Origin of the sequence: Flavobacterium adiutor (assembly GCF_048282555.1) — a bacterium.
Lineage (GTDB): Bacteria > Bacteroidota > Bacteroidia > Flavobacteriales > Flavobacteriaceae > Flavobacterium.
In genome coordinates, this window is sequence record NZ_CP182487.1 from 82,647 (window position 1) to 100,480 (window position 17,834).

At 34.5% G+C, this 17,834-nt stretch carries 18 protein-coding genes; 8 read left to right on the forward strand and 10 right to left on the reverse strand.

What is annotated here, in order from left to right; genetic code table 11:
- The first annotated feature begins 83 nt into the window (after positions 1-83).
- The 4 genes from ACNC7R_RS00220 (at position 84) to ACNC7R_RS00235 (ending at position 4,196) form a co-directional block, all read left to right on the forward strand.
- Positions 84-1,889 carry a LysM peptidoglycan-binding domain-containing protein gene (locus ACNC7R_RS00220; protein ID WP_417938986.1) on the forward strand — a complete coding sequence of 602 codons (1,806 nt, stop codon included), beginning with the start codon at positions 84-86 and terminating at the stop codon, positions 1,887-1,889.
- Positions 1,890-1,936: 47 nt separating this feature from the next.
- Positions 1,937-2,911 carry a DUF4837 family protein gene (locus ACNC7R_RS00225; RefSeq protein ID WP_417938987.1) on the forward strand — a complete coding sequence of 325 codons (975 nt, stop codon included), beginning with the start codon at positions 1,937-1,939 and terminating at the stop codon, positions 2,909-2,911.
- Positions 2,912-2,960: 49 nt separating this feature from the next.
- A complete protein-coding gene (locus ACNC7R_RS00230) occupies positions 2,961-3,602 on the forward strand; it encodes a DUF1579 domain-containing protein (protein ID WP_417938988.1) in 642 nt (213 codons plus the stop codon).
- A gap of 147 nt (positions 3,603-3,749) precedes the next feature.
- The gene (locus ACNC7R_RS00235) at positions 3,750-4,196 is read left to right on the forward strand and encodes a GNAT family N-acetyltransferase (protein ID WP_417938989.1); all 447 of its coding nucleotides are present in this window, start codon (positions 3,750-3,752) and stop codon (positions 4,194-4,196) included.
- Here the strand turns inward: ACNC7R_RS00235 and ACNC7R_RS00240 are convergent.
- The 4 genes from ACNC7R_RS00240 to rnpA all read right to left on the reverse strand — a co-directional run bounded on the left by ACNC7R_RS00240 (position 4,193) and on the right by rnpA (position 7,930).
- Positions 4,193-4,996 carry an OmpA family protein gene (locus tag ACNC7R_RS00240; RefSeq protein WP_417938990.1) on the reverse strand — a complete coding sequence of 268 codons (804 nt, stop codon included), beginning with the start codon at positions 4,994-4,996 and terminating at the stop codon, positions 4,193-4,195. The two genes, ACNC7R_RS00235 and ACNC7R_RS00240, sit on opposite strands and share 4 nt — an antisense overlap.
- A gap of 4 nt (positions 4,997-5,000) precedes the next feature.
- Positions 5,001-6,638 (reverse strand): S41 family peptidase, encoded by a 1,638-nt coding sequence (locus tag ACNC7R_RS00245; protein WP_417938991.1) that lies wholly within the window; start codon positions 6,636-6,638, stop codon positions 5,001-5,003.
- Positions 6,639-6,641: 3 nt separating this feature from the next.
- A complete protein-coding gene (locus tag ACNC7R_RS00250; protein ID WP_417938992.1) occupies positions 6,642-7,445 on the reverse strand; it encodes a DUF4349 domain-containing protein in 804 nt (267 codons plus the stop codon).
- Positions 7,446-7,525: 80 nt separating this feature from the next.
- Positions 7,526-7,930 carry a ribonuclease P protein component gene (rnpA, locus tag ACNC7R_RS00255; protein WP_417938993.1) on the reverse strand — a complete coding sequence of 135 codons (405 nt, stop codon included), beginning with the start codon at positions 7,928-7,930 and terminating at the stop codon, positions 7,526-7,528.
- A gap of 125 nt (positions 7,931-8,055) precedes the next feature.
- Here rnpA and ACNC7R_RS00260 point away from each other — a divergent pair, with 125 nt between their 5' ends.
- The 3 genes from ACNC7R_RS00260 (at position 8,056) to ACNC7R_RS00270 (ending at position 10,713) form a co-directional block, all read left to right on the forward strand.
- Positions 8,056-8,802, forward strand: coding sequence for a lysophospholipid acyltransferase family protein (locus ACNC7R_RS00260; RefSeq protein WP_417938994.1), 747 nt, complete (start codon positions 8,056-8,058; stop codon positions 8,800-8,802).
- A 39-nt stretch (positions 8,803-8,841) separates the two neighbouring features.
- Positions 8,842-9,843, forward strand: coding sequence for an acyl-ACP desaturase (locus ACNC7R_RS00265; protein WP_417938995.1), 1,002 nt, complete (start codon positions 8,842-8,844; stop codon positions 9,841-9,843).
- A gap of 216 nt (positions 9,844-10,059) precedes the next feature.
- Positions 10,060-10,713 (forward strand): HD domain-containing protein, encoded by a 654-nt coding sequence (locus ACNC7R_RS00270; protein ID WP_417938996.1) that lies wholly within the window; start codon positions 10,060-10,062, stop codon positions 10,711-10,713.
- Between the two features lie 108 nt (positions 10,714-10,821).
- Here the strand turns inward: ACNC7R_RS00270 and ACNC7R_RS00275 are convergent, their stop codons facing one another.
- From ACNC7R_RS00275 to ACNC7R_RS00290, 4 genes are all read right to left on the reverse strand, one after another.
- A complete protein-coding gene (locus tag ACNC7R_RS00275) occupies positions 10,822-10,944 on the reverse strand; it encodes a FeoB-associated Cys-rich membrane protein (protein WP_417938997.1) in 123 nt (40 codons plus the stop codon).
- A gap of 6 nt (positions 10,945-10,950) precedes the next feature.
- A complete protein-coding gene (gene feoB, locus ACNC7R_RS00280; protein WP_417938998.1) occupies positions 10,951-13,050 on the reverse strand; it encodes a ferrous iron transport protein B in 2,100 nt (699 codons plus the stop codon).
- Positions 13,050-13,289: a FeoA family protein gene (locus tag ACNC7R_RS00285; protein WP_025572482.1), complete on the reverse strand. Its 240-nt coding sequence runs from the start codon at positions 13,287-13,289 to the stop codon at positions 13,050-13,052. Before ACNC7R_RS00285 ends, feoB begins: the two co-directional genes overlap by 1 nt.
- A 102-nt stretch (positions 13,290-13,391) precedes the next feature.
- Positions 13,392-14,057 carry an SCO family protein gene (locus tag ACNC7R_RS00290; protein ID WP_417938999.1) on the reverse strand — a complete coding sequence of 222 codons (666 nt, stop codon included), beginning with the start codon at positions 14,055-14,057 and terminating at the stop codon, positions 13,392-13,394.
- 195 nt (positions 14,058-14,252) lie between these two features.
- Between ACNC7R_RS00290 and ACNC7R_RS00295 the strand changes: the two genes are divergently transcribed.
- Entirely contained in the window at positions 14,253-16,313 is a 2,061-nt protein-coding gene (locus ACNC7R_RS00295) for a M13 family metallopeptidase (RefSeq protein WP_417939000.1), read from the forward strand.
- A 50-nt stretch (positions 16,314-16,363) separates the two neighbouring features.
- On the opposite strand, the gene ACNC7R_RS00300 is transcribed toward ACNC7R_RS00295, so the two are convergent.
- Together ACNC7R_RS00300 and hemB are read right to left on the reverse strand one after the other, a co-directional pair.
- Positions 16,364-16,774 (reverse strand): c-type cytochrome, encoded by a 411-nt coding sequence (locus tag ACNC7R_RS00300; RefSeq protein WP_417939001.1) that lies wholly within the window; start codon positions 16,772-16,774, stop codon positions 16,364-16,366.
- Between the two features lie 2 nt (positions 16,775-16,776).
- Entirely contained in the window at positions 16,777-17,769 is a 993-nt protein-coding gene (gene hemB / locus ACNC7R_RS00305; RefSeq protein ID WP_417939002.1) for a porphobilinogen synthase, read from the reverse strand.
- Between the last annotated feature and the right edge of the window lie 65 nt (positions 17,770-17,834).

Consider the following 17,834-nt stretch of genomic DNA (forward strand, 5'->3'; position numbering starts at 1 on the left):
GGTTTTTACGCTTATTCTGCTTAAGTTTGTAAAAATACCATTTCTGTAATTATTTGTATTATAGAATTTTAAAAAAGTGTTATATGATTATAAGAAAAATTTCCTTAACAGTTTCAGTCTTTTTTTCAATAGCGGGTTTTGCACAAGATGTAGTCAAAGCAAATACTGAAATAAAGCCTGAAGTAAAGATCTCGTACTTAGATTCAGTAAAAAAATCATTTGTTAAAAATGACTTAGCCATTCGTGTTGACAGTCTTTGGATGAATGAATTAACAAGCCTGGATATATATGAGGATTTGACTAAGGATATTCAGACAATCAATAAAGATGTTACAGTTGATCAGGAGTTGCCAACAGAGCTTTTAAAACAAAGGCTTCAGGTAATGAACGAAAAGTCTCCTTTTGAAATAGAATACAATCAGGGACTGGAGAATATAATAAAGTCATTTCTTAAGAATCGTAAAAAATCGTTTTCCCGATTAATGGCTTTATCAGAATATTACTTTCCAATATTTGAGGATGCTTTTGCAAAACAAAATGTTCCTTTGGAAATTAAATATTTAGCCGTTGTAGAATCTGCTTTAAATCCTAAAGCAGTTTCTAAAATGGGCGCAACAGGTCTTTGGCAATTTATGTATGGTACAGGAAAACAATACGATCTTAAAATTGATTCCTATATAGATGAACGTAGTGACCCTCTTAAAGCAACTGCTGCCGCATCAGAGTATATGACTAAAATGTTCAGTGTTTTTGGCGACTGGGAATTAGTATTGGCTTCATACAACTCAGGTCCTGGAAATGTAACAAAAGCAATTCGCCGTTCAGGAGGAAAAACCAAATACTGGGATATTCGTAATTTTCTTCCAAAAGAAACACAAGGATATGTACCGGCTTTTTTAGCAACAATGTATCTTTTCGAATACCATAAAGAGCATGGAATCAATCCTCAAAGAGCTGTTCTAAAAAACTTTGAAACAGATACTATTCGTATTAAAGAAAAAATGACTTTTAAGCAGATTGCTGATTTGTTAGACATGCCGCAATCTCAATTAGAACTTCTTAATCCTTCCTATAAATTAAAAGTAGTGCCTTATTATCAAAATGAACAGCACTTTTTACGTTTGCCAAAAGATAAAATTGCCACTTTTGTAGCTAACGAGGATAAAATTTATGCCTACGCAAAATACGATTCAGGTATTTATAAAATGCCTTCTCGTTTAGCACAGAAACTAACTCCAAAAGTAAAAGCAAAACCAGTAAAAGTTCCTGAACCGTTAGATCTTGAATCTTATATCGTTCAAAAAGGAGACAATTTAAGTTCAATTGCCCAAAAATATGATGTTGCGGTAGCAGATATTAAGGAATGGAACAATCTTAAAAGTAATGCACTGGTATTAGGAAGATCTTTAAAAATAAAACCTAAGAATTTAGTTTCAAAAGCTACTCAGGACGTAGTTAAGAAACCTGTCGAAACAGCAATCGCATCTGCTGAAACATCTGATAAAAATGAAATCGAGGTAGAATATGTGGTGAAAAACGGTGATAATCTTAGTAGTATTGCTAAAAAATTCTGCGTAACACTGGCAGAGTTAAAAGAGTGGAATAACTTAAACTCAAATAATATTGCATTAGGTAAATCATTAATCGTTTCTAAAAAGGAAACTACTGTTGTTGAAACGACTGCTGTTGCTTCTAATTCAATTGATTCATTTAAGAAAAAAGCAAACGCTGCTAAAACTATTGGAGAAGATTATTATGTTAAAAAAGGAGATTCATTATATAGTATTTCAAAAAAATATCCAGGTGTGACCATTTCAGATATCAAAAAATGGAACGGAATTAAAGACGAGGATATAAAACCAGGAATGAAGCTTAAAATAAACGGATAATAAAATATCTTACCTAAATTTGGGTTTTATTTCATAAAAGTATAAAAATGAATAAAACCCATTTTTTGTTTCTGCTAGTTTCCGTTTTACTGGTTTCCTGTTTTCAAAAAAACGAAAACCAGGAAAAGCCAAAACCAGGAAAAACCAATACAATTTCTATCATTATTGACGATCAGTTGTGGTATGGTGAAGTTGGTGACAGCATTCGAAATAAATTTGCTTCACCGGTTTTAGGCCTTACACAAGAAGAACCCTTGTTTACAATTAACCAATATCCGGCAAAACTCCTTGAAGGTTTTGTTACTGATAGCCGAAGTATTATTATAGTTAAAAAGTCAACGGTAGAGAAATTTGAGGTTAAAACCAGCAATAAAACTTTGCCTTACAACACTTTTAGGATCTACGGAAAATCTATTGAAGACCTCATTTGCAGTATCGAATTGAATTCTCCGGAAATCATTCGGACAATTCGGGAAACAGAGATTAAGAAATTACAGCAGGAAAACAGCAAATCACTTTTGAATCCTGCTGTTATCAAAAATAAATTTCGTATTGATCTTCAAATCCCGGTTGGATATGAATATATGCTGCACAAGAAAAATTTCATCTGGCTTAAAAAAGAAATCATTAGTGGTAACACAAGTCTGCTTATTTATCAGATTCCGTTAAAAGGACTTACTAAGAATCTTGACGTTGTAGGGAATATTATCAGAATGCGTGACTCTGTAGGGCATTATATTAAAGGGCGGGAACCCAATACGCATATGATTACGGGCGAAGACTATGCACCTTATTTTTCGTTAACAACATTAAATGGCAAAAAAACTTTTGAAACCAAAGGAACCTGGGAATTAAAAAACGATTTCATGACTGGACCTTTCATTAATTATGCTATACTTGATGAAGCTTACAATCGTATTTTGGTTATTGAGGGCTTTTGTTATTCACCTTCAAATCAGGAACGGGATTTAATGTTAGAATTAGAAGCCATTATAAAATCAGTCAGAATAGAGAAGAGATAAATTTTATTTTTCGTAATTTTGGTTGTAACGAACATTTAACCAGTTAATTATGAAAAATTTATCTATAAAATTATTGATGTTAGTTTTTTGTTTTTCTTCCTGTAAAAAAGAAATAAAAACAGAATCAGAAACCACTAATCCTGCTGATAGTATAAAAACAGAAGATTCAATTGCTGAAAAACCTTTAGATTCTGCTGCACAAATGAAAGCCTGGATGGATTATGCTACTCCAGGTTCTCCGCATAAAATGATGTCAGATGAAACCGGAACATGGAACTGTGATATGACTTTTTGGGAAGAAGAAGGAGGTAAACCTGAAAAGGCAAGTTCAACCGCTAATATAAAGATGATTCTTGGAGGTCGTTATCAGGAAGCTAGTTATCAGGGAACCATAATGGGACAACCATTTGAAGGAAAATCTACATTAGCCTATAATAATGCAAGTAAAGAATACACCACTACTTTTATTGATAATATGGGAACAGGCATGATGATTGCCTCAGGCAAATATGATGACAAAACAAAAAGTATGGAACTTAAAGGCGATATGGTAAATCCGTTAAACGGAAAAAAAACACCATATCGGGAAGTTTATACTATTTTGGACGCAACAACCCGAAAAATGGAAATGTACGATACAAAAAATGGCAAGGAATATAAAAGCATGGAAATCATTATGAAGAAGAAATAGTCTGAATCATATACCTTTAAATAACTAAATAATTTCCCGATTGCTTCATGTAATCGGGATTTTTTTGAAACGAATTATTCTTTCTGTTTCAGTTTTTTTAAATTAATTTGGCTCTTTCTAATTAGAATAAGTAATAAATAATACGCAATGGAATTAAAATGGAAAATAAAGCCTTTTGAGGCATTAACTGTTCATGAGCTATATGATTTGTTGAAACTAAGAAGTGAAATATTTGTAGTAGAACAAAATTGCGTTTATTTAGATCTCGACGGTAAAGACGAGAAAGCCTTACACTTAATTGGCGAATATGATGATAAAATTGTTGCCTATGTGCGCTTATTTGATGCAGGGATTAGTTTTGATAATGCTTCAATTGGCAGGGTCGTAATAGATGCAGATTATCGTGACAGAAAATGGGGGCATGATTTAATGAGAGAAGCAATTGCAGCCATAAAGTACAATTTTGGAAAAGATAAAATTACAATTGGTGCACAGTTATATCTGAAAAAATTCTACGAAAGCCACGGGTTCGTGCAAACGAGTGAAATGTATCTTGAGGATGATATTCCGCATATTGAGATGCAGTTAAACTAAATTTTAGTAATTTTAAATTCAACACGGCGATCTAAATTATCACCCTTTCCAAGAGGATATTTGTTTCCACAGCCTTGGTAAGTCATACGGCTTTTGGATATTTTTTTTGATGCCAAATAGAAAAACACGGTTTTGGCACGGTTCCAGGAAAGTCTTCTTTCGTTATTTTCCTGGTCTATTCCGTCTGTGTACATTTCAGGAGTACAGCACACATGACCTCTGATTTCAAACTGAATGTTTTTTTTGGATTGCAGAATGGTAGCAATTTTATCTAATTCTTTTTTAGAATTGTACGTTAGTTTTGAACTCCCAAGATCGAACAATATGTTTTCCAGTAAAATTTTATCACCAACGTCTAATTCACTTTGTAATGAATTACGAATTCCTTTTCCGTAACTGTTTTTTTTAACGGCTATCAAATCGACCCTTCGGTTTTTAGACCTGGTTTCATGTAGGTTTTCAACAGTATCACTCCTGATTATTACTCGTCCTTTTCCTTCAAGAATGATTATTTTGCTTTTGTTAAATCCTGTAGAAACCAATATTTTCTGAACGGTATTAACGCGCTCCCTTGATAAACGGTAATTGTATTCATCTGTGCCACGATCATCGCAATAACCGTAAATTTGAACTGATTCTATTTTTGCAGTGTCTATATTTTTTGCAAAATCAGAGATGGTTTTGATTTGCTGACTGTTAAGTATATATTTGTCAAAATCAAAATAAACGGTTTCGATAGGTTTTTGCTGCGCCCATAAATTGTAAATAAATAACAGAAATACGGAGCTGCAAAGTTTCATTTTGTTACATTTTTAAAATTGTTTTATACTCAGTTTGATTGTTCAAGACGGCCACCGCTTTTTTAATTTCTGAATTGTTTTTAAGGTAATATTGATATAATCCTTCCTGATATTGGTATCTTTTGATGAGTTCCTCCAAAATCAGGTTTTTAATTTCCTTTTGGTTTTTGTCTAATAGTGTAGTTTCACTTTTTTCAAGTGCATTTAATAACTGCTTGTATTCGATAACAATTGCTTCGTCTATTTCTTCATTTTTAGCTGCAGCCAAAGTATTTTTCAACGCCAGTTCGGTTTCCGTATCGAAAGTAAACTTGTTGACTTTTAAATATTGCTTGAAAGCAGTATAATCAGCATCTGTGATGGTTGGAATTTTATCTCCCAAATTTGGGTTTTTATAATAGTAATTAGTGGCATAATCAAAAATCCCGTCATTTTTTAATAGCGCATTTGTAATTGGACTCATTTTGGCTTCATCCAGTTCAATATCCGGCAAAACACCTCCGCCATCATAAACGATTCTCCCTTTTCTGGTTTTAAAAGCATTGAAGTTTTTAGAATCGGTTTTTTGAGCCACTCCGTTTTTATCTTTATGCGCATAATCTAATGCCTGAATACAACGTCCGGAAGGAGTGTAATAACGCGAAATCGTTACTTTTAACTGTGTTCCGTACGTTAATTCAACTGTGCGTTGCACCAAACCTTTTCCAAAACTGCGGCTTCCCAAAATCACTGCTCGATCCAGATCCTGCAAAGCACCCGAAACAATTTCTGATGCCGAAGCACTTTTTCCATTTACCAAAATAGCCAGCGGAATCTGTGTATCTATTGGTTCTTTAGTCGTTTTGTAGGTATTGTTATGTTTTTCTATTCTGGATTTTGTTGTTACGATCACTTCATTTTTTGGAACAAATAAATTACAGATATCAATGGCTTCGTTTAACAATCCGCCTGGATTTCCTCTTAAGTCCAATACAAGCTGTGTTGCGCCGTCACTTTTAAGTTTTTCAAGAGCTTCCTTTACTTCAAAGGCTGCTTTTCTGCTAAAATGAGACAAAACGATATATCCGGTTTTATCATCAATTTTTCCAAAGAACGGAACCGATTTAATATCCACTTCATCCAAAATCAGATCAGTAGTATAGGTTTTTCCCTGACGCAGGTATTTTATTTTGATTTTAGTGTTTTTTGTTCCCTTCAGTAATTGTGAAGCATCGTCCTTAAAATCAGCAATCAAAACATCTCCAATCTGAATAATTTCGTCGCCCGCTTTTAATCCGGCTTTATCTGCGGGATAACCTTTGTATGGTTCACGAACAATTAAACGATCTTTTTTACGGGCAATCATTGCACCAATGCCTGTATATTCACCAGTATTGTTGATTTTAAAATTAACCACATCCTGTTCATTAAAATAAACAGTATAAGGATCTAAACTTCCCAACATGCTTTTAATACCCTTGTCCATCAGGTCACCCGGATTGGTTTCATCGACATAATTGGTATTAACGGCTTTGAATAAAGTGGTAAAGATTTCTATTTGTTTGGCTATCTCAAAGAAATCATCTTTGAAACTGGCTCCAACAAATAAAAATCCAGCAGCAGCGGCTGGTATGATGAATTTCTTTTTAAAATAAGGGTACATGATTTATGCTTTTTTTCTTTTAAATCGTTTTCTAATAAAATATACCAGAACAACGAATAGGATAATAAATGGCCAAAGACTAATGATTGATATTAAAAACTCTGAGAGACTAAAAAATCCTGATTTAATAGCGGTCCAGATTTTAGAACCGTACGAAATTTTTACACCTTCTTTCTCAGCAATAGTTTTGTAAAAGTTAATCGTAAAAGTGCTTTCTGAGACTCTGTTTTCTAAATATTTCAATCGTCCTTCTTTGGCTTCAATTTCTTCTCGAATAGCTGAAATTTGTTTTTCAATTTCCAGGATTTCGCTTATTTTATTGGCTTTTTGTAATATTTCCAAATAACGATTTTCAAGTTTTCGTTTTGTATTTAGTCTTGAATTTAAGTCAATAAATTCTTCTGTAACATTTTGAGAAGAGATGTTTTTCTCATCAAAATAAGAAACACCTTCTGATATGGCCTTTAAAAAAGAATCAAAGTTCTGGCTTGGAACGCGAACTGTTATATTTCTGCTGATGTTGTGATAATTCTTTTCCTGATAATCGTTTTGAACATTTCCCTTGTTTTCTTTGATTGCAGTTTGTATCTCATTAAAAGTCTTTTCTAAATCATTAGTTTCAAATCGAAGAGAAGCATTTTTGATGATTTTTTGTGGAAAATTTATATCTGTTCCTGATATTGATTCCACTTTTGCAGGTAATTTTACTGAGGTGACTGCCATATCAGCAGTCCCATTTTCTTCACTGTTTTTTGCGCAGTTAGAAAAAAATAATCCAAAAAAGAAAAAACAGAAAATATATCTCATAAAGTTCCAATTTAGAGTTAAAACTACAATTTTTTTATAATTCTTTATCTAATTTGATATACAAAGTTATGTTTGAAGATTTAGATTTCTGTTTTGTTCTCAGAATCTGGAGTTTTATTTATCTGCTGAATAAATTTCTCAAACAGCTGAACCGTTTTGGTATTAATTTCTTCGTAAGTTAATTGTTCTTTTGTCTGGTAAAAAAACATCAGTGAATAAGGCTGATGCACATTATCCCAAAGCAAATGTTTATTTAGCCGGTAGGTTTCTCTTAAAACCCGTTTAAAGTAATTACGATCAACAGCTTTTTTGAAATATTTCTTTGAAACCGAAACCCCAATTTTAATTTTTTGTTCTGAATTTTCTTCTGCCTGACAGTAAACCAAACGCAACGGGTATTTTGAAACCGATTTTCCTTCAGAAAACAGTAATCCAATGGTGGTTTTGCTCTTTAAGCGTTCATTTTTAGGGTAAGTGAAGTTCATTTAATTCAGAAAAAATTTGCAATTTCAGGGAGCAAAGGTACAATTAAACCATAAAAATGGTTAATGTTTTCAAATTTTATACCACTAAAGATATATTTACTACTTTTGGCGTTTAATTTTTAAGCATGCAAAAGATAATTTCATATCCAATCTCCGTAATTTATTATTTATGTTTTGGATTGTGTTTGGTGATTTTTCATCCGATACAATGGATTTGCCTTAATCTTTTTGGTTATCAGGCTCACAAAAAAAGTGTTGATTATTTGAATTTTAGTCTTTTAAGATGTACCAATCTTGTAGGGACGACTTATAAAGTTACAGGCGTAGATACAATCCCGAAAGGCGCTCCGATTATTTTTGTAGCCAATCACCAAAGTATGTATGATATCGTGGCAATGATTTGGTACTTTAGACGTTTTCATTGTAAATTTGTAAGTAAGAAAGAGTTAGGCAGCGGAATACCGAGTGTTTCTTATAACCTGAAACACGGAGGATCAGTGCTAATTGACCGTAAAGACCCTAAACAAGCGATTCCTGTAATCAAAGGCTTGTCTGAATATATCGAAAAGAATACCAGATCTGCTGTTATTTTTCCTGAAGGAACACGCAGCAAAACCGGAATACCTAAAGAATTTGCGCAAAGCGGTTTAAAAATTTTATGCAAATACGCGCCTTCTGCGTATGTAGTGCCGGTTAGTATTAATAATTCATGGAAAATGGTTCGTTACGGAATGTTTCCGGTTGGGTTAGGAAACCATTTAACTTTTACTGTTCATCAGGCAATGGCAGTTAAAGATTATAAATTTGAAGAATTGATGGAGATTACTGAAAAATCAGTAAAAGAGGGAGTTAATGAGTATAAACAGATTTAAGTTTTTAACTAAAGCTTAAATCCAAATTTTAATAAAGTAATGTCTATAAAAAACATTAGATTAGAAGTGATGCAGTTTTTGGAAAAAAACGTGGAAAGCTTCGTTGAACAGTATTTAATTCCGGTTGAAAAAATTTGGCAACCAACAGATTTTCTGCCTAATTCTCAGGGAGATAACTTCTTTGAGGAGGTAAAAGAACTGCGTGAAATTGCCAAAGAACTTCCGTATGATTTCTGGGTAACGCTTGTAGGAGATACAATCACTGAAGAAGCATTGCCAACGTATGAATCCTGGCTCATGGATGTAGAGGGAGTTGATCAGGTCGATCAGGTTGAAAATGGGGGAAATGGTTGGGCAAAATGGGTAAAGCAATGGACCGGCGAAGAAAACCGTCATGGTGATTTGCTAAATAAATACCTGTATTTGTCAGGTCGTGTGAACATGCGTGAAATCGAAATGACAACACAACATTTGATCAACGATGGTTTTGATATCGGAACAGGAAGAGATCCTTATAAAAACTTTGTTTACACTAGTTTTCAGGAATTAGCAACGTATGTTTCCCACAACAGGGTATCTCAAATAGCTAAAAATTTTGGCGATAAAAAGTTATCTAAAATGTGTAAAATGATTGCTGGCGACGAAATGCGTCATCATCATGCCTATAGCGAGTTTGTCAACCGTATTTTTCAGGTTGATCCAAGCGAAATGATGCTGGCATTTCAATACATGATGAAACAAAAAATCGTTATGCCTGCACATTTCTTAAGAGAATCAGGTCAAAAGATTAGTTCAGCTTTCGAACAATTTTCAGATTCTGCTCAGCGTATCGGAGTTTACACTGCAGCGGATTATGTTGAAATACTTCAGAAATTAATTGATAAGTGGGAAATTGATAAGATTTCTAATTTAACAGATGAAGCAGAAAAAGCTCGTGAGTACTTAATGAAACTTCCGGCTCGTATGGCAAGAATCTCTGAAAGAATTGTCATCCCAAAAGAGTCACATATTTTCAAATGGGTTGAACCGGCAAGATTGTAACTTACTATAAAAAGCTTATATTTTTAAAAACGCAATTTTGTTGCGTTTAGAATATAGACCATTAAAAATGTTGATTGTTGAGATTTTTAAATCTTTGATAATCAACATTTTTTTAATATTTGGATCTCGATTTTTTAAATAAAGAGCAATTACAATTTAACCAAAAGATTCCTTTTTAAAATTAAAAAGAAAACATAAAGTTAAGCTTCAAATACTATGAATAATTCAGCTTTAATACACAAAACAATTCAATTTGTAAAAGAAAAACTTAATAATGCTGAAGGAGGACATGACTGGTTTCATATAGAACGGGTATATAAAAATGCTCTTTTGATTGCCGGAAATACGGATTGTAATTTAACTATAGTTCAGTTAGGGGCCTTGCTTCATGATATCGCCGACAGCAAATTTCATAACGGGGATGAAACCATTGGTCCTAAAACGGCACGTTTGTTTTTAGAATCAGAAAATGTAAAGGAGGATATTGTTCGGCATGTTGTCAATATCATTGAAAATATCTCGTACAAAGGCGGAAATTTTGCAAATAACTTCTCTTCTGTCGAATTAGATATTGTTCAGGATGCGGATCGTTTGGACGCTATTGGTGCTATTGGCGTTGCCAGGGCATTCAACTATGGAGGATTTAAAAACAGGGCATTATATGATCCTGAAATTGTACCTGTAACCAATATGACTAAAGAAGAATACAAAAATAATAATGCGCCTACGATAAATCATTTTTACGAAAAGCTTTTGCTTTTAAAAGATAAAATGAATACATTAACCGGAAAACAAATCGCAGAAGAAAGGCATCGTTTTATGGAAACCTTCCTGGCTCAGTTTTATTCAGAATGGGAGGGGATTAAGTAAATTTATTCCGCAAAGTCACACAAAAAAAATCACAAAGCTTCACAAAGAAATTTAAAAATCTCTGTGAAGCTTTGTGTTATTTAGTGAATCTCTGTGAAATAATAAAAATCAGTTGCAGCCACAATTACCGTCACCGCAGTTTTTTTTCTTTTTAGGTTTCCAGAAGAATTTTTTAATCAAAAAAACAACCGCAAAACCCAATATGGCAAAAGCTATAATTTTCTGAATCATGACTCATTATTTTAAAATTTGATAGGCAATTAAGGCAGTCAGATAAGCAAATGCACTCATAAAGCCTAACTGAATTGCCGGCCATTTCCAGGAGTTTGTTTCTTTCTTTGTGATGGCCAGTGTGCTTGCACACTGCATGGCAAAAGCATAAAAAAGCAGTAATGAGATTCCGGTTGCAAAATTAAAGACTTTTTCTCCGGTATCAGAACGTACTTCTGCCTGCATTTTACTTTTTATAGTTGACTCATTATCTGTGTCGCCAACACTGTAAATGGTCGCCAGAGTTCCCACGAAAACCTCACGTGCTGCAAACGAACTGATTAAAGCAATCCCGATTTTCCAGTCGTAACCTAAAGGCTGAATGACAGGTTCGATAGCCCTTCCCATTAATCCTATATAGGAATTCTCCAGTTTTTGAGAAGCTACTTCGTTTTCAAATTGAGTTTCTGTCAGGGTTGTATTGACAAATCTTTCTTTTACGATGGCTTCTGCCTCATTAAATTCTTTTCCGGGTCCGTACGAGGCTAAAAACCATAAAATAACTGATATTGCAAGAATGATTTTACCCGCTCCAACAATAAATGCTTTGGTTTTTTCTACAACATTGATTCCAACGTTCTTGAAAAGCGGTAATTTATAACTAGGCATTTCGACAACGAAATAGGTTTTGGATTCCAGTTTTAAAACTTTATTCAGAATATAAGCAGACAGGATTGCAGTTCCAAATCCTAATAAATACAGTAACATCAGTGATAGCCCCTGAAGATTCAGTATGCCTAAAACACGTTGTTTTGGAATTACTAATGAAATGATAATCGCATAGACGGGTAATCTGGCTGAGCAGGTTGTAAAAGGCGTAACTAAAATGGTGATTAAACGCTCTTTCCAGTTTTCAATATTACGGGTAGCCATGATAGCGGGAATAGCGCAGGCTGTTCCTGAAATCAAGGGTACAACGCTTTTTCCTGATAAACCAAATCTGCGCATGATTTTGTCCATCAGGAATACCACACGGCTCATGTAACCGCTTTCTTCGAGAATTGAAATAAAAAGAAACAGAAAAGCAATCTGCGGAATAAAAATAATGACTCCACCAATTCCAGGAATGATTCCCTGTGAAAGCAAATCAGTTAAGATACCGCTAGGCAGTTCTTCGGCAACCCAGCTGCTTAAAGAAGCAAATGTACTGTCAATAAAATCCATTGGAATTGTTGACCAGCTAAATATCGACTGGAAGATTAAAAATAAAATCGCAAAGAAAATAGCATAACCCCAGACTTTATGGGTCAGTACACGATCCAGTTTTGCCCTGACATCTTTTGCCATCGAAGCATCTACTTTTAAGCCTTCTTTTAAAACATCATTGATAAACTGATAACGTTTGATAGTCTCTTTTTGCTGAAGACGTTTTAGTTCGGAATGTGATTTGGTAAAAGTACTTCGGATTTCATTTCGGTCTAAATTCGAAAAATTTACATCCTGAGTAATCACCAGCCACAGTTTGTATAATAACTGATTCGGAAATGCATGCTGTAACTTTTCGAAATATACCTCATCAATAACCGAAGCATTCAAACAAGGTTCATTCGGAATCGTTTTATAAGAAACAATTAATTCTTTTAGCTCACTTATTCCTAAACCTTTGCGTGAGCTGACCAATGCAATTTTAGTTTTCAGTTTTTCTTCTAAATACGGAATATCAAGTGTGATACCTTTACTTTTCATACGATCCGACATATTGATGACCAGGATTGTTGGAATTTCAAGATCTTTTATCTGAGTGTAAATCAGTAAATTTCGTTTCAGGTTTTCAACATCGGTAACTACGACTGCAACATCGGGATATAATTTATCGTTTTTGTTCAGCAAAAGTTCAATCACCACACTTTCATCCATTGAACTGGCATTGAGGCTGTACGTTCCGGGTAAATCCAGAATATTGGCTTTGATGTTATGGGGAAGTTTGCAGAAGCCCATTTTTTTCTCAACAGTAATTCCCGGATAGTTTCCCACCTGTTGATTTAAACCCGTAAGCTGATTAAAAACGGAAGTCTTTCCTGTATTTGGATTCCCGATAAGGGCAACATTAATATTCTGAACGCTCATTATAAATTGTTTTTGATAAGTTCAACTTCAATTTCACGAGCGGTTTCAACACGGATTGCTACATGCGAGCCATTAATATCTAAATATAATGGATCTCCAAAAGGAGCAATTTGAAGTAATTCGACCAGGCTGCCCGGTAAACAACCCATCTCTAATAATTTTAGAGGAATCAAATCTATATCGAAATCTTTGATAATGGCTTTCTCGCCTTTTTTCAGGGTGTGGATCGTGTTTTGCAAGCTTATTTAGATTGAATTTAGATTGCAAAAATAGGCAATAATTCTTTATTTAAGGGAATTTAATACAGCTGAATATGCTAAATGTTTCTAAAAATAAGGGTTTTATTCTTTACACAAGAAATCAATATCTTCTAAAAGACGTTTAATATCTTCTTTGTCTGTTCCATCATAAAACCCGCGAACGCGTCGTTTTTGATCTACCAGGACAAAATTTTCGGTATGAACCATATCATAAAGCTGATCTGGTCTTCCAAGTTTTACTGCCAGATATGATTTTCTGGCCATTGTGTAAATTTCTTTTTTATCGCCTGTAACCAGATTCCATTTGCTGTCAACGACACCGTGTTTTATAGCATAGGCTTTTAGAACCGGAATACTGTCTGTTTCAGGAAAAACGGTATGCGAAAGCAGCATTACTTTGGGATTATTTAAAACGGCTTTTTGAACATCAGCAAGATTGGTCGTCATCTTTGGACAGATGGATCCGCAGGTTGTAAAGAAGAAATCGGCAACATAAATCTTTCCTTCATAATTTTTCTGAGTAATCGTATCACCATTTTGGTTAACGAAAGAAAAATCAGCTATCGTGTGGTATTTACTTTTGTATTGCACTGTAGAATCCACTAATTCAGGATTTACATCAGCCGGGTTATATATTGGCAATGTTTTTTGAGGCTTTAAAGCAAAATAAAATAAGGTAATTGTGATTGCCGAAAATACGCCTAAAATGATGAAGAATTTTCGGTATTTGTAAAGGAGAGCTCTCATAAAAAGAATTTGGAGCAAAAATACAAAAAGGGCTTTTTAAAAATGTTTGGTTATACTTTTTTTTAACATCTAGACCAGAGATAGGTGCGTAAATTAATTGAAAAACAATCTTTAATAAATTATTAGCCGAATTTTTAACATAGGGATCCGGATATTAGCAATATGTTTGCAGAAACTCTAAAAAGCTAGATATAAATGAAAAAAGTGCTTACTACGCCTATGTTTTATGCTTTTTCTGCAATGCTTTCATTCGCAACAGCAGGAGCTCAAAACACAACACAAAAAGAACCCGGGATTAATACTTCCTATATGAAAAAGGAAATTAGCCCAAAACAGGATTTCTTTCAATATGTAAATGGGACCTGGCTGGATAAAACCGAAATTCCGAGCGATCGTACTATTTGGGGAAGTTTTAATGAATTAATAAAAAAAACAGATAAAGATGCGATGGAAATTTTGAAAAGCGCATCAAAAAACCCGAAGTATAAATCGAACACAGATCAAGGTAAGGCAGTGAATTTATTCGCTACAGTTTTAGATACTGTTGGCAGAAACAAAAGAGGTATTGAGCCATTGAAGCCGTTTCTGAAAAAAATAGATGCTATTAAAAGTCTGGCTGATCTTCAAAAGTATTTAGTCGAAATGGAACCTCAGGGAGGAAATGACTTTTTCAAGATATACATAGGAGCTGATGAAAAAAACAGTTCTAAAAATTCTGTAACTCTCGCCGTTAGCCGATTAGGTTTATCAGATAAAGATTATTATACTGCTGAAGATAAAGATTCTAAAGAGAAACTTGCTAAATACGAACTTCATGTAGCAAGAATGATGCAGTTTATTGGAGAATCTGCTGAAAAAGCAAAACAAAGCGCATCAGAAATTGTAGCATTAGAAAAAGCTTTATCTACTCCAAGATTAGACCGTGTCGAAAGCAGAGATAGTCGTTTACAATACAATCCGATGACTGTAGCAGATCTTCAAAAATTAACTCCGGCTATTAAATGGGATGCTTATTTTACCGGGCTTGGTCTTGCAAAGTTAGATACAGTTGTGGTTTCAGAAACACGTTACATGAAAGCACTTCAAAAGGTTTTTACTGAAAATAAAGTTTCACAATGGAAAGAGTATTTAAAATGGACTTTATTAAATAGGTCAACATCGCATCTGACTACTGATATTGAAGCTGCAAACTTTGATTTTTACAGTAAAACCCTGAGAGGCGCCCTGAAACAGTTACCCAGAGAAGAGATTGCTTTGCAAATTGTAAACCGAAGTATTGGAGAAGCTCTTGGTAAATTATATGTAGAAAAAGTATTTCCTGCCGAAGCAAAAGCAAAAGCAACAGATATGATTCACAATATCATTCTGGCTTACCAGAACCGTATTAATAATTTGTCCTGGATGTCTGACGCTACTAAAATAAAAGCTATCGAAAAACTCAATAAAATTACCATAAAAGTTGGATATCCTGATAAATGGAAAGACTACTCTGCTTTAGAAATAAAAGGTGTTGTTGATGGAGGAAGTTACTTTGAAAATTCAAGAAATTTGGCTAAATGGAATTTTAATAAAGGTCTTGAAAAATTAAAAAAACCAGTAGATAAGTCAGAGTGGGGAATGTCTCCTCAGACAGTAAATGCTTATTATAATCCTTCTTACAATGAAATTGTTTTCCCAGCTGCTATTTTGCAACCACCCTTTTATAATTATCAGGCTGATGAAGCTGTGAATTATGGTGGAATAGGAGCTGTTATAGGTCATGAAATCTCACACGGTTTTGATGATTCAGGAGCCCGATACAATGCAGAGGGAAATCTTGTTGACTGGTGGACCCCTGAAGATTTGAAACAATTTACTGCCCTTGGAGATGCATTGGCAGATCAATATAGTGCATTGGAGCCGTTGCCGGGAATTCATGTTGATGGTAAATTTACTTTAGGTGAAAACATTGGAGATTTAGGCGGTATAAACGCTGCTTATGATGGTCTTCAATTGTATTTAAAGGCAAATGGAAATCCAGGACTCATTGACGGGTTTACACCAGAACAGCGTTTCTTTATTTCCTGGGCTACTGTCTGGAGAACAAAATCAAGAGATGAAGCTATAAAAAATCAGGTAAAAACAGATCCTCATTCTCCGGGAATGTATAGAGCTGTTGTTCCAATTCAGAATGTTGATGCTTTTTATGACGCTTTCGATATCAAAAAAGGAGATAAAATGTATGTTGAGCCAGAAAAGAGGGTTAAAATTTGGTAAGGAAAAAAAACAAAAACGGCGCTAAATCTTAGTGCCGTTTTTGTTTATAACTATTTCAAGTGACTGTAAATATAAGCTTCGATAGCTTTCAATTCTTCATCAGACATGGCCTTTGTTACCGGAAAATTGGTTTTCATTACAGCAAACTGATCCGGATCGACAATAGGTTCTCCATTTCCTTTCAAAAAAGTAACGATGTCGGCATTTTTTTCTTTATAAATCTTTGCAATTTCCCTGATACTTGGGCCAATTACTTTCTGGTCAGGCTGATGGCAGGAAGTACAATTTCCTTTCCCTTCGAAAACTTCTTTTCCTAAATCTTCAGGTGTTTTGAATTCTGCCGATTCTCCTTCAGAATAAGTTTCTGTTGTGTTTTCTGTTGCTTTTCCAAATGGTTCCTGACTTTCTTTTTTGCATGATGCAAAAGCTAAAATGGCAGCTAGAAATAATAGTTTTTTCATTGTTATTTATTTAAAATTGCAGCAGCTTCTTTTGCGAAATAGGTAGAGATGATATTAGCTCCAGCACGCTTAATGCAATAAAGTTGCTCTATCATAATTTTGTCGTGATCCAGCCATCCTTTTTCTGCTGCGGCCTTTACCATAGCGTACTCACCAGATACCTGGTAAACCGCAACCGGCACATGAACGGCATTTTTTACCTCACGGACAATGTCCAAATAGGCCATTCCGGGTTTTACCATTACGATGTCTGCACCCTCTTCAACGTCTAATAATGCTTCACGAATTCCTTCAATTCGGTTAGCATAATCCATTTGGTAAGTTTTCTTGTCTTTTGGGATATTTTGAGAATCTACCGGAGCAGAATCTAATGCATCCCGAAACGGTCCGTAAAATGCTGAAGCATATTTGGCACTGTAACTCATAATCCCAACATTATGATGTCCATTTTCTTCCAGAGCTTTTCTGATAGCCAGAACCCTTCCGTCCATCATGTCGCTGGGTGCTACAAAATCGGCTCCCGCCTCGGCATGGCTTAGGCTCATTCTTGTCAAAGCGTCAACAGTTGCATCATTGATTAACTGGCCATTTTCTATAATTCCGTCATGACCGTAAATGGAATAGGGGTCTAAAGCAACATCCGGCATTACAATCATTTCAGGAACCGCATCTTTAATAGCGCGTATAGTTTGCTGCATTAATCCGTCTTTGTTCCAGGCTTCGACACCTTTATTGTCCTTAAGGTTCTCACTTACTTTTACATAAATATTAACTGCTTTGATACCTAAATTCCAGGCTTCTTTTACTTCTTTGATGGTGTTATCCAATGAATGACGGTAAATTCCGGGCATGGAAGGAATAGCGACTTTTACATCTTTTCCTTCAGCCACAAACATTGGAAGCATAAAATCCTGTGGACTTAAACTGGTTTCACGAACTAAAGAACGAATAGATTCATTGGTTCTTAAACGGCGGTTTCTTTGTAATGGGAACATAGCGTGTTTTTTATAAAATCTAAAACGAATATTTGTCTGTAAAGAGCTCGTATTCATTTTAAAGA

Coding starts and splice junctions, on each gene's coding strand:
- ACNC7R_RS00220 (WP_417938986.1), top strand. CDS start 84: ATGATTATAAGAAAAATTTCCTTAACAGTTTCAGTCTTTTTTTCAATA.
- ACNC7R_RS00225 (WP_417938987.1), top strand. CDS start 1,937: ATGAATAAAACCCATTTTTTGTTTCTGCTAGTTTCCGTTTTACTGGTT.
- ACNC7R_RS00230 (WP_417938988.1), top strand. CDS start 2,961: ATGAAAAATTTATCTATAAAATTATTGATGTTAGTTTTTTGTTTTTCT.
- ACNC7R_RS00235 (WP_417938989.1), top strand. CDS start 3,750: ATGGAATTAAAATGGAAAATAAAGCCTTTTGAGGCATTAACTGTTCAT.
- ACNC7R_RS00240 (WP_417938990.1), bottom strand. CDS start 4,996: ATGAAACTTTGCAGCTCCGTATTTCTGTTATTTATTTACAATTTATGG.
- ACNC7R_RS00245 (WP_417938991.1), bottom strand. CDS start 6,638: ATGTACCCTTATTTTAAAAAGAAATTCATCATACCAGCCGCTGCTGCT.
- ACNC7R_RS00250 (WP_417938992.1), bottom strand. CDS start 7,445: ATGAGATATATTTTCTGTTTTTTCTTTTTTGGATTATTTTTTTCTAAC.
- rnpA (WP_417938993.1), bottom strand. CDS start 7,930: ATGAACTTCACTTACCCTAAAAATGAACGCTTAAAGAGCAAAACCACC.
- ACNC7R_RS00260 (WP_417938994.1), top strand. CDS start 8,056: ATGCAAAAGATAATTTCATATCCAATCTCCGTAATTTATTATTTATGT.
- ACNC7R_RS00265 (WP_417938995.1), top strand. CDS start 8,842: ATGTCTATAAAAAACATTAGATTAGAAGTGATGCAGTTTTTGGAAAAA.
- ACNC7R_RS00270 (WP_417938996.1), top strand. CDS start 10,060: ATGAATAATTCAGCTTTAATACACAAAACAATTCAATTTGTAAAAGAA.
- ACNC7R_RS00275 (WP_417938997.1), bottom strand. CDS start 10,944: ATGATTCAGAAAATTATAGCTTTTGCCATATTGGGTTTTGCGGTTGTT.
- feoB (WP_417938998.1), bottom strand. CDS start 13,050: ATGAGCGTTCAGAATATTAATGTTGCCCTTATCGGGAATCCAAATACA.
- ACNC7R_RS00290 (WP_417938999.1), bottom strand. CDS start 14,057: ATGAGAGCTCTCCTTTACAAATACCGAAAATTCTTCATCATTTTAGGC.
- ACNC7R_RS00295 (WP_417939000.1), top strand. CDS start 14,253: ATGAAAAAAGTGCTTACTACGCCTATGTTTTATGCTTTTTCTGCAATG.
- ACNC7R_RS00300 (WP_417939001.1), bottom strand. CDS start 16,774: ATGAAAAAACTATTATTTCTAGCTGCCATTTTAGCTTTTGCATCATGC.
- hemB (WP_417939002.1), bottom strand. CDS start 17,769: ATGTTCCCATTACAAAGAAACCGCCGTTTAAGAACCAATGAATCTATT.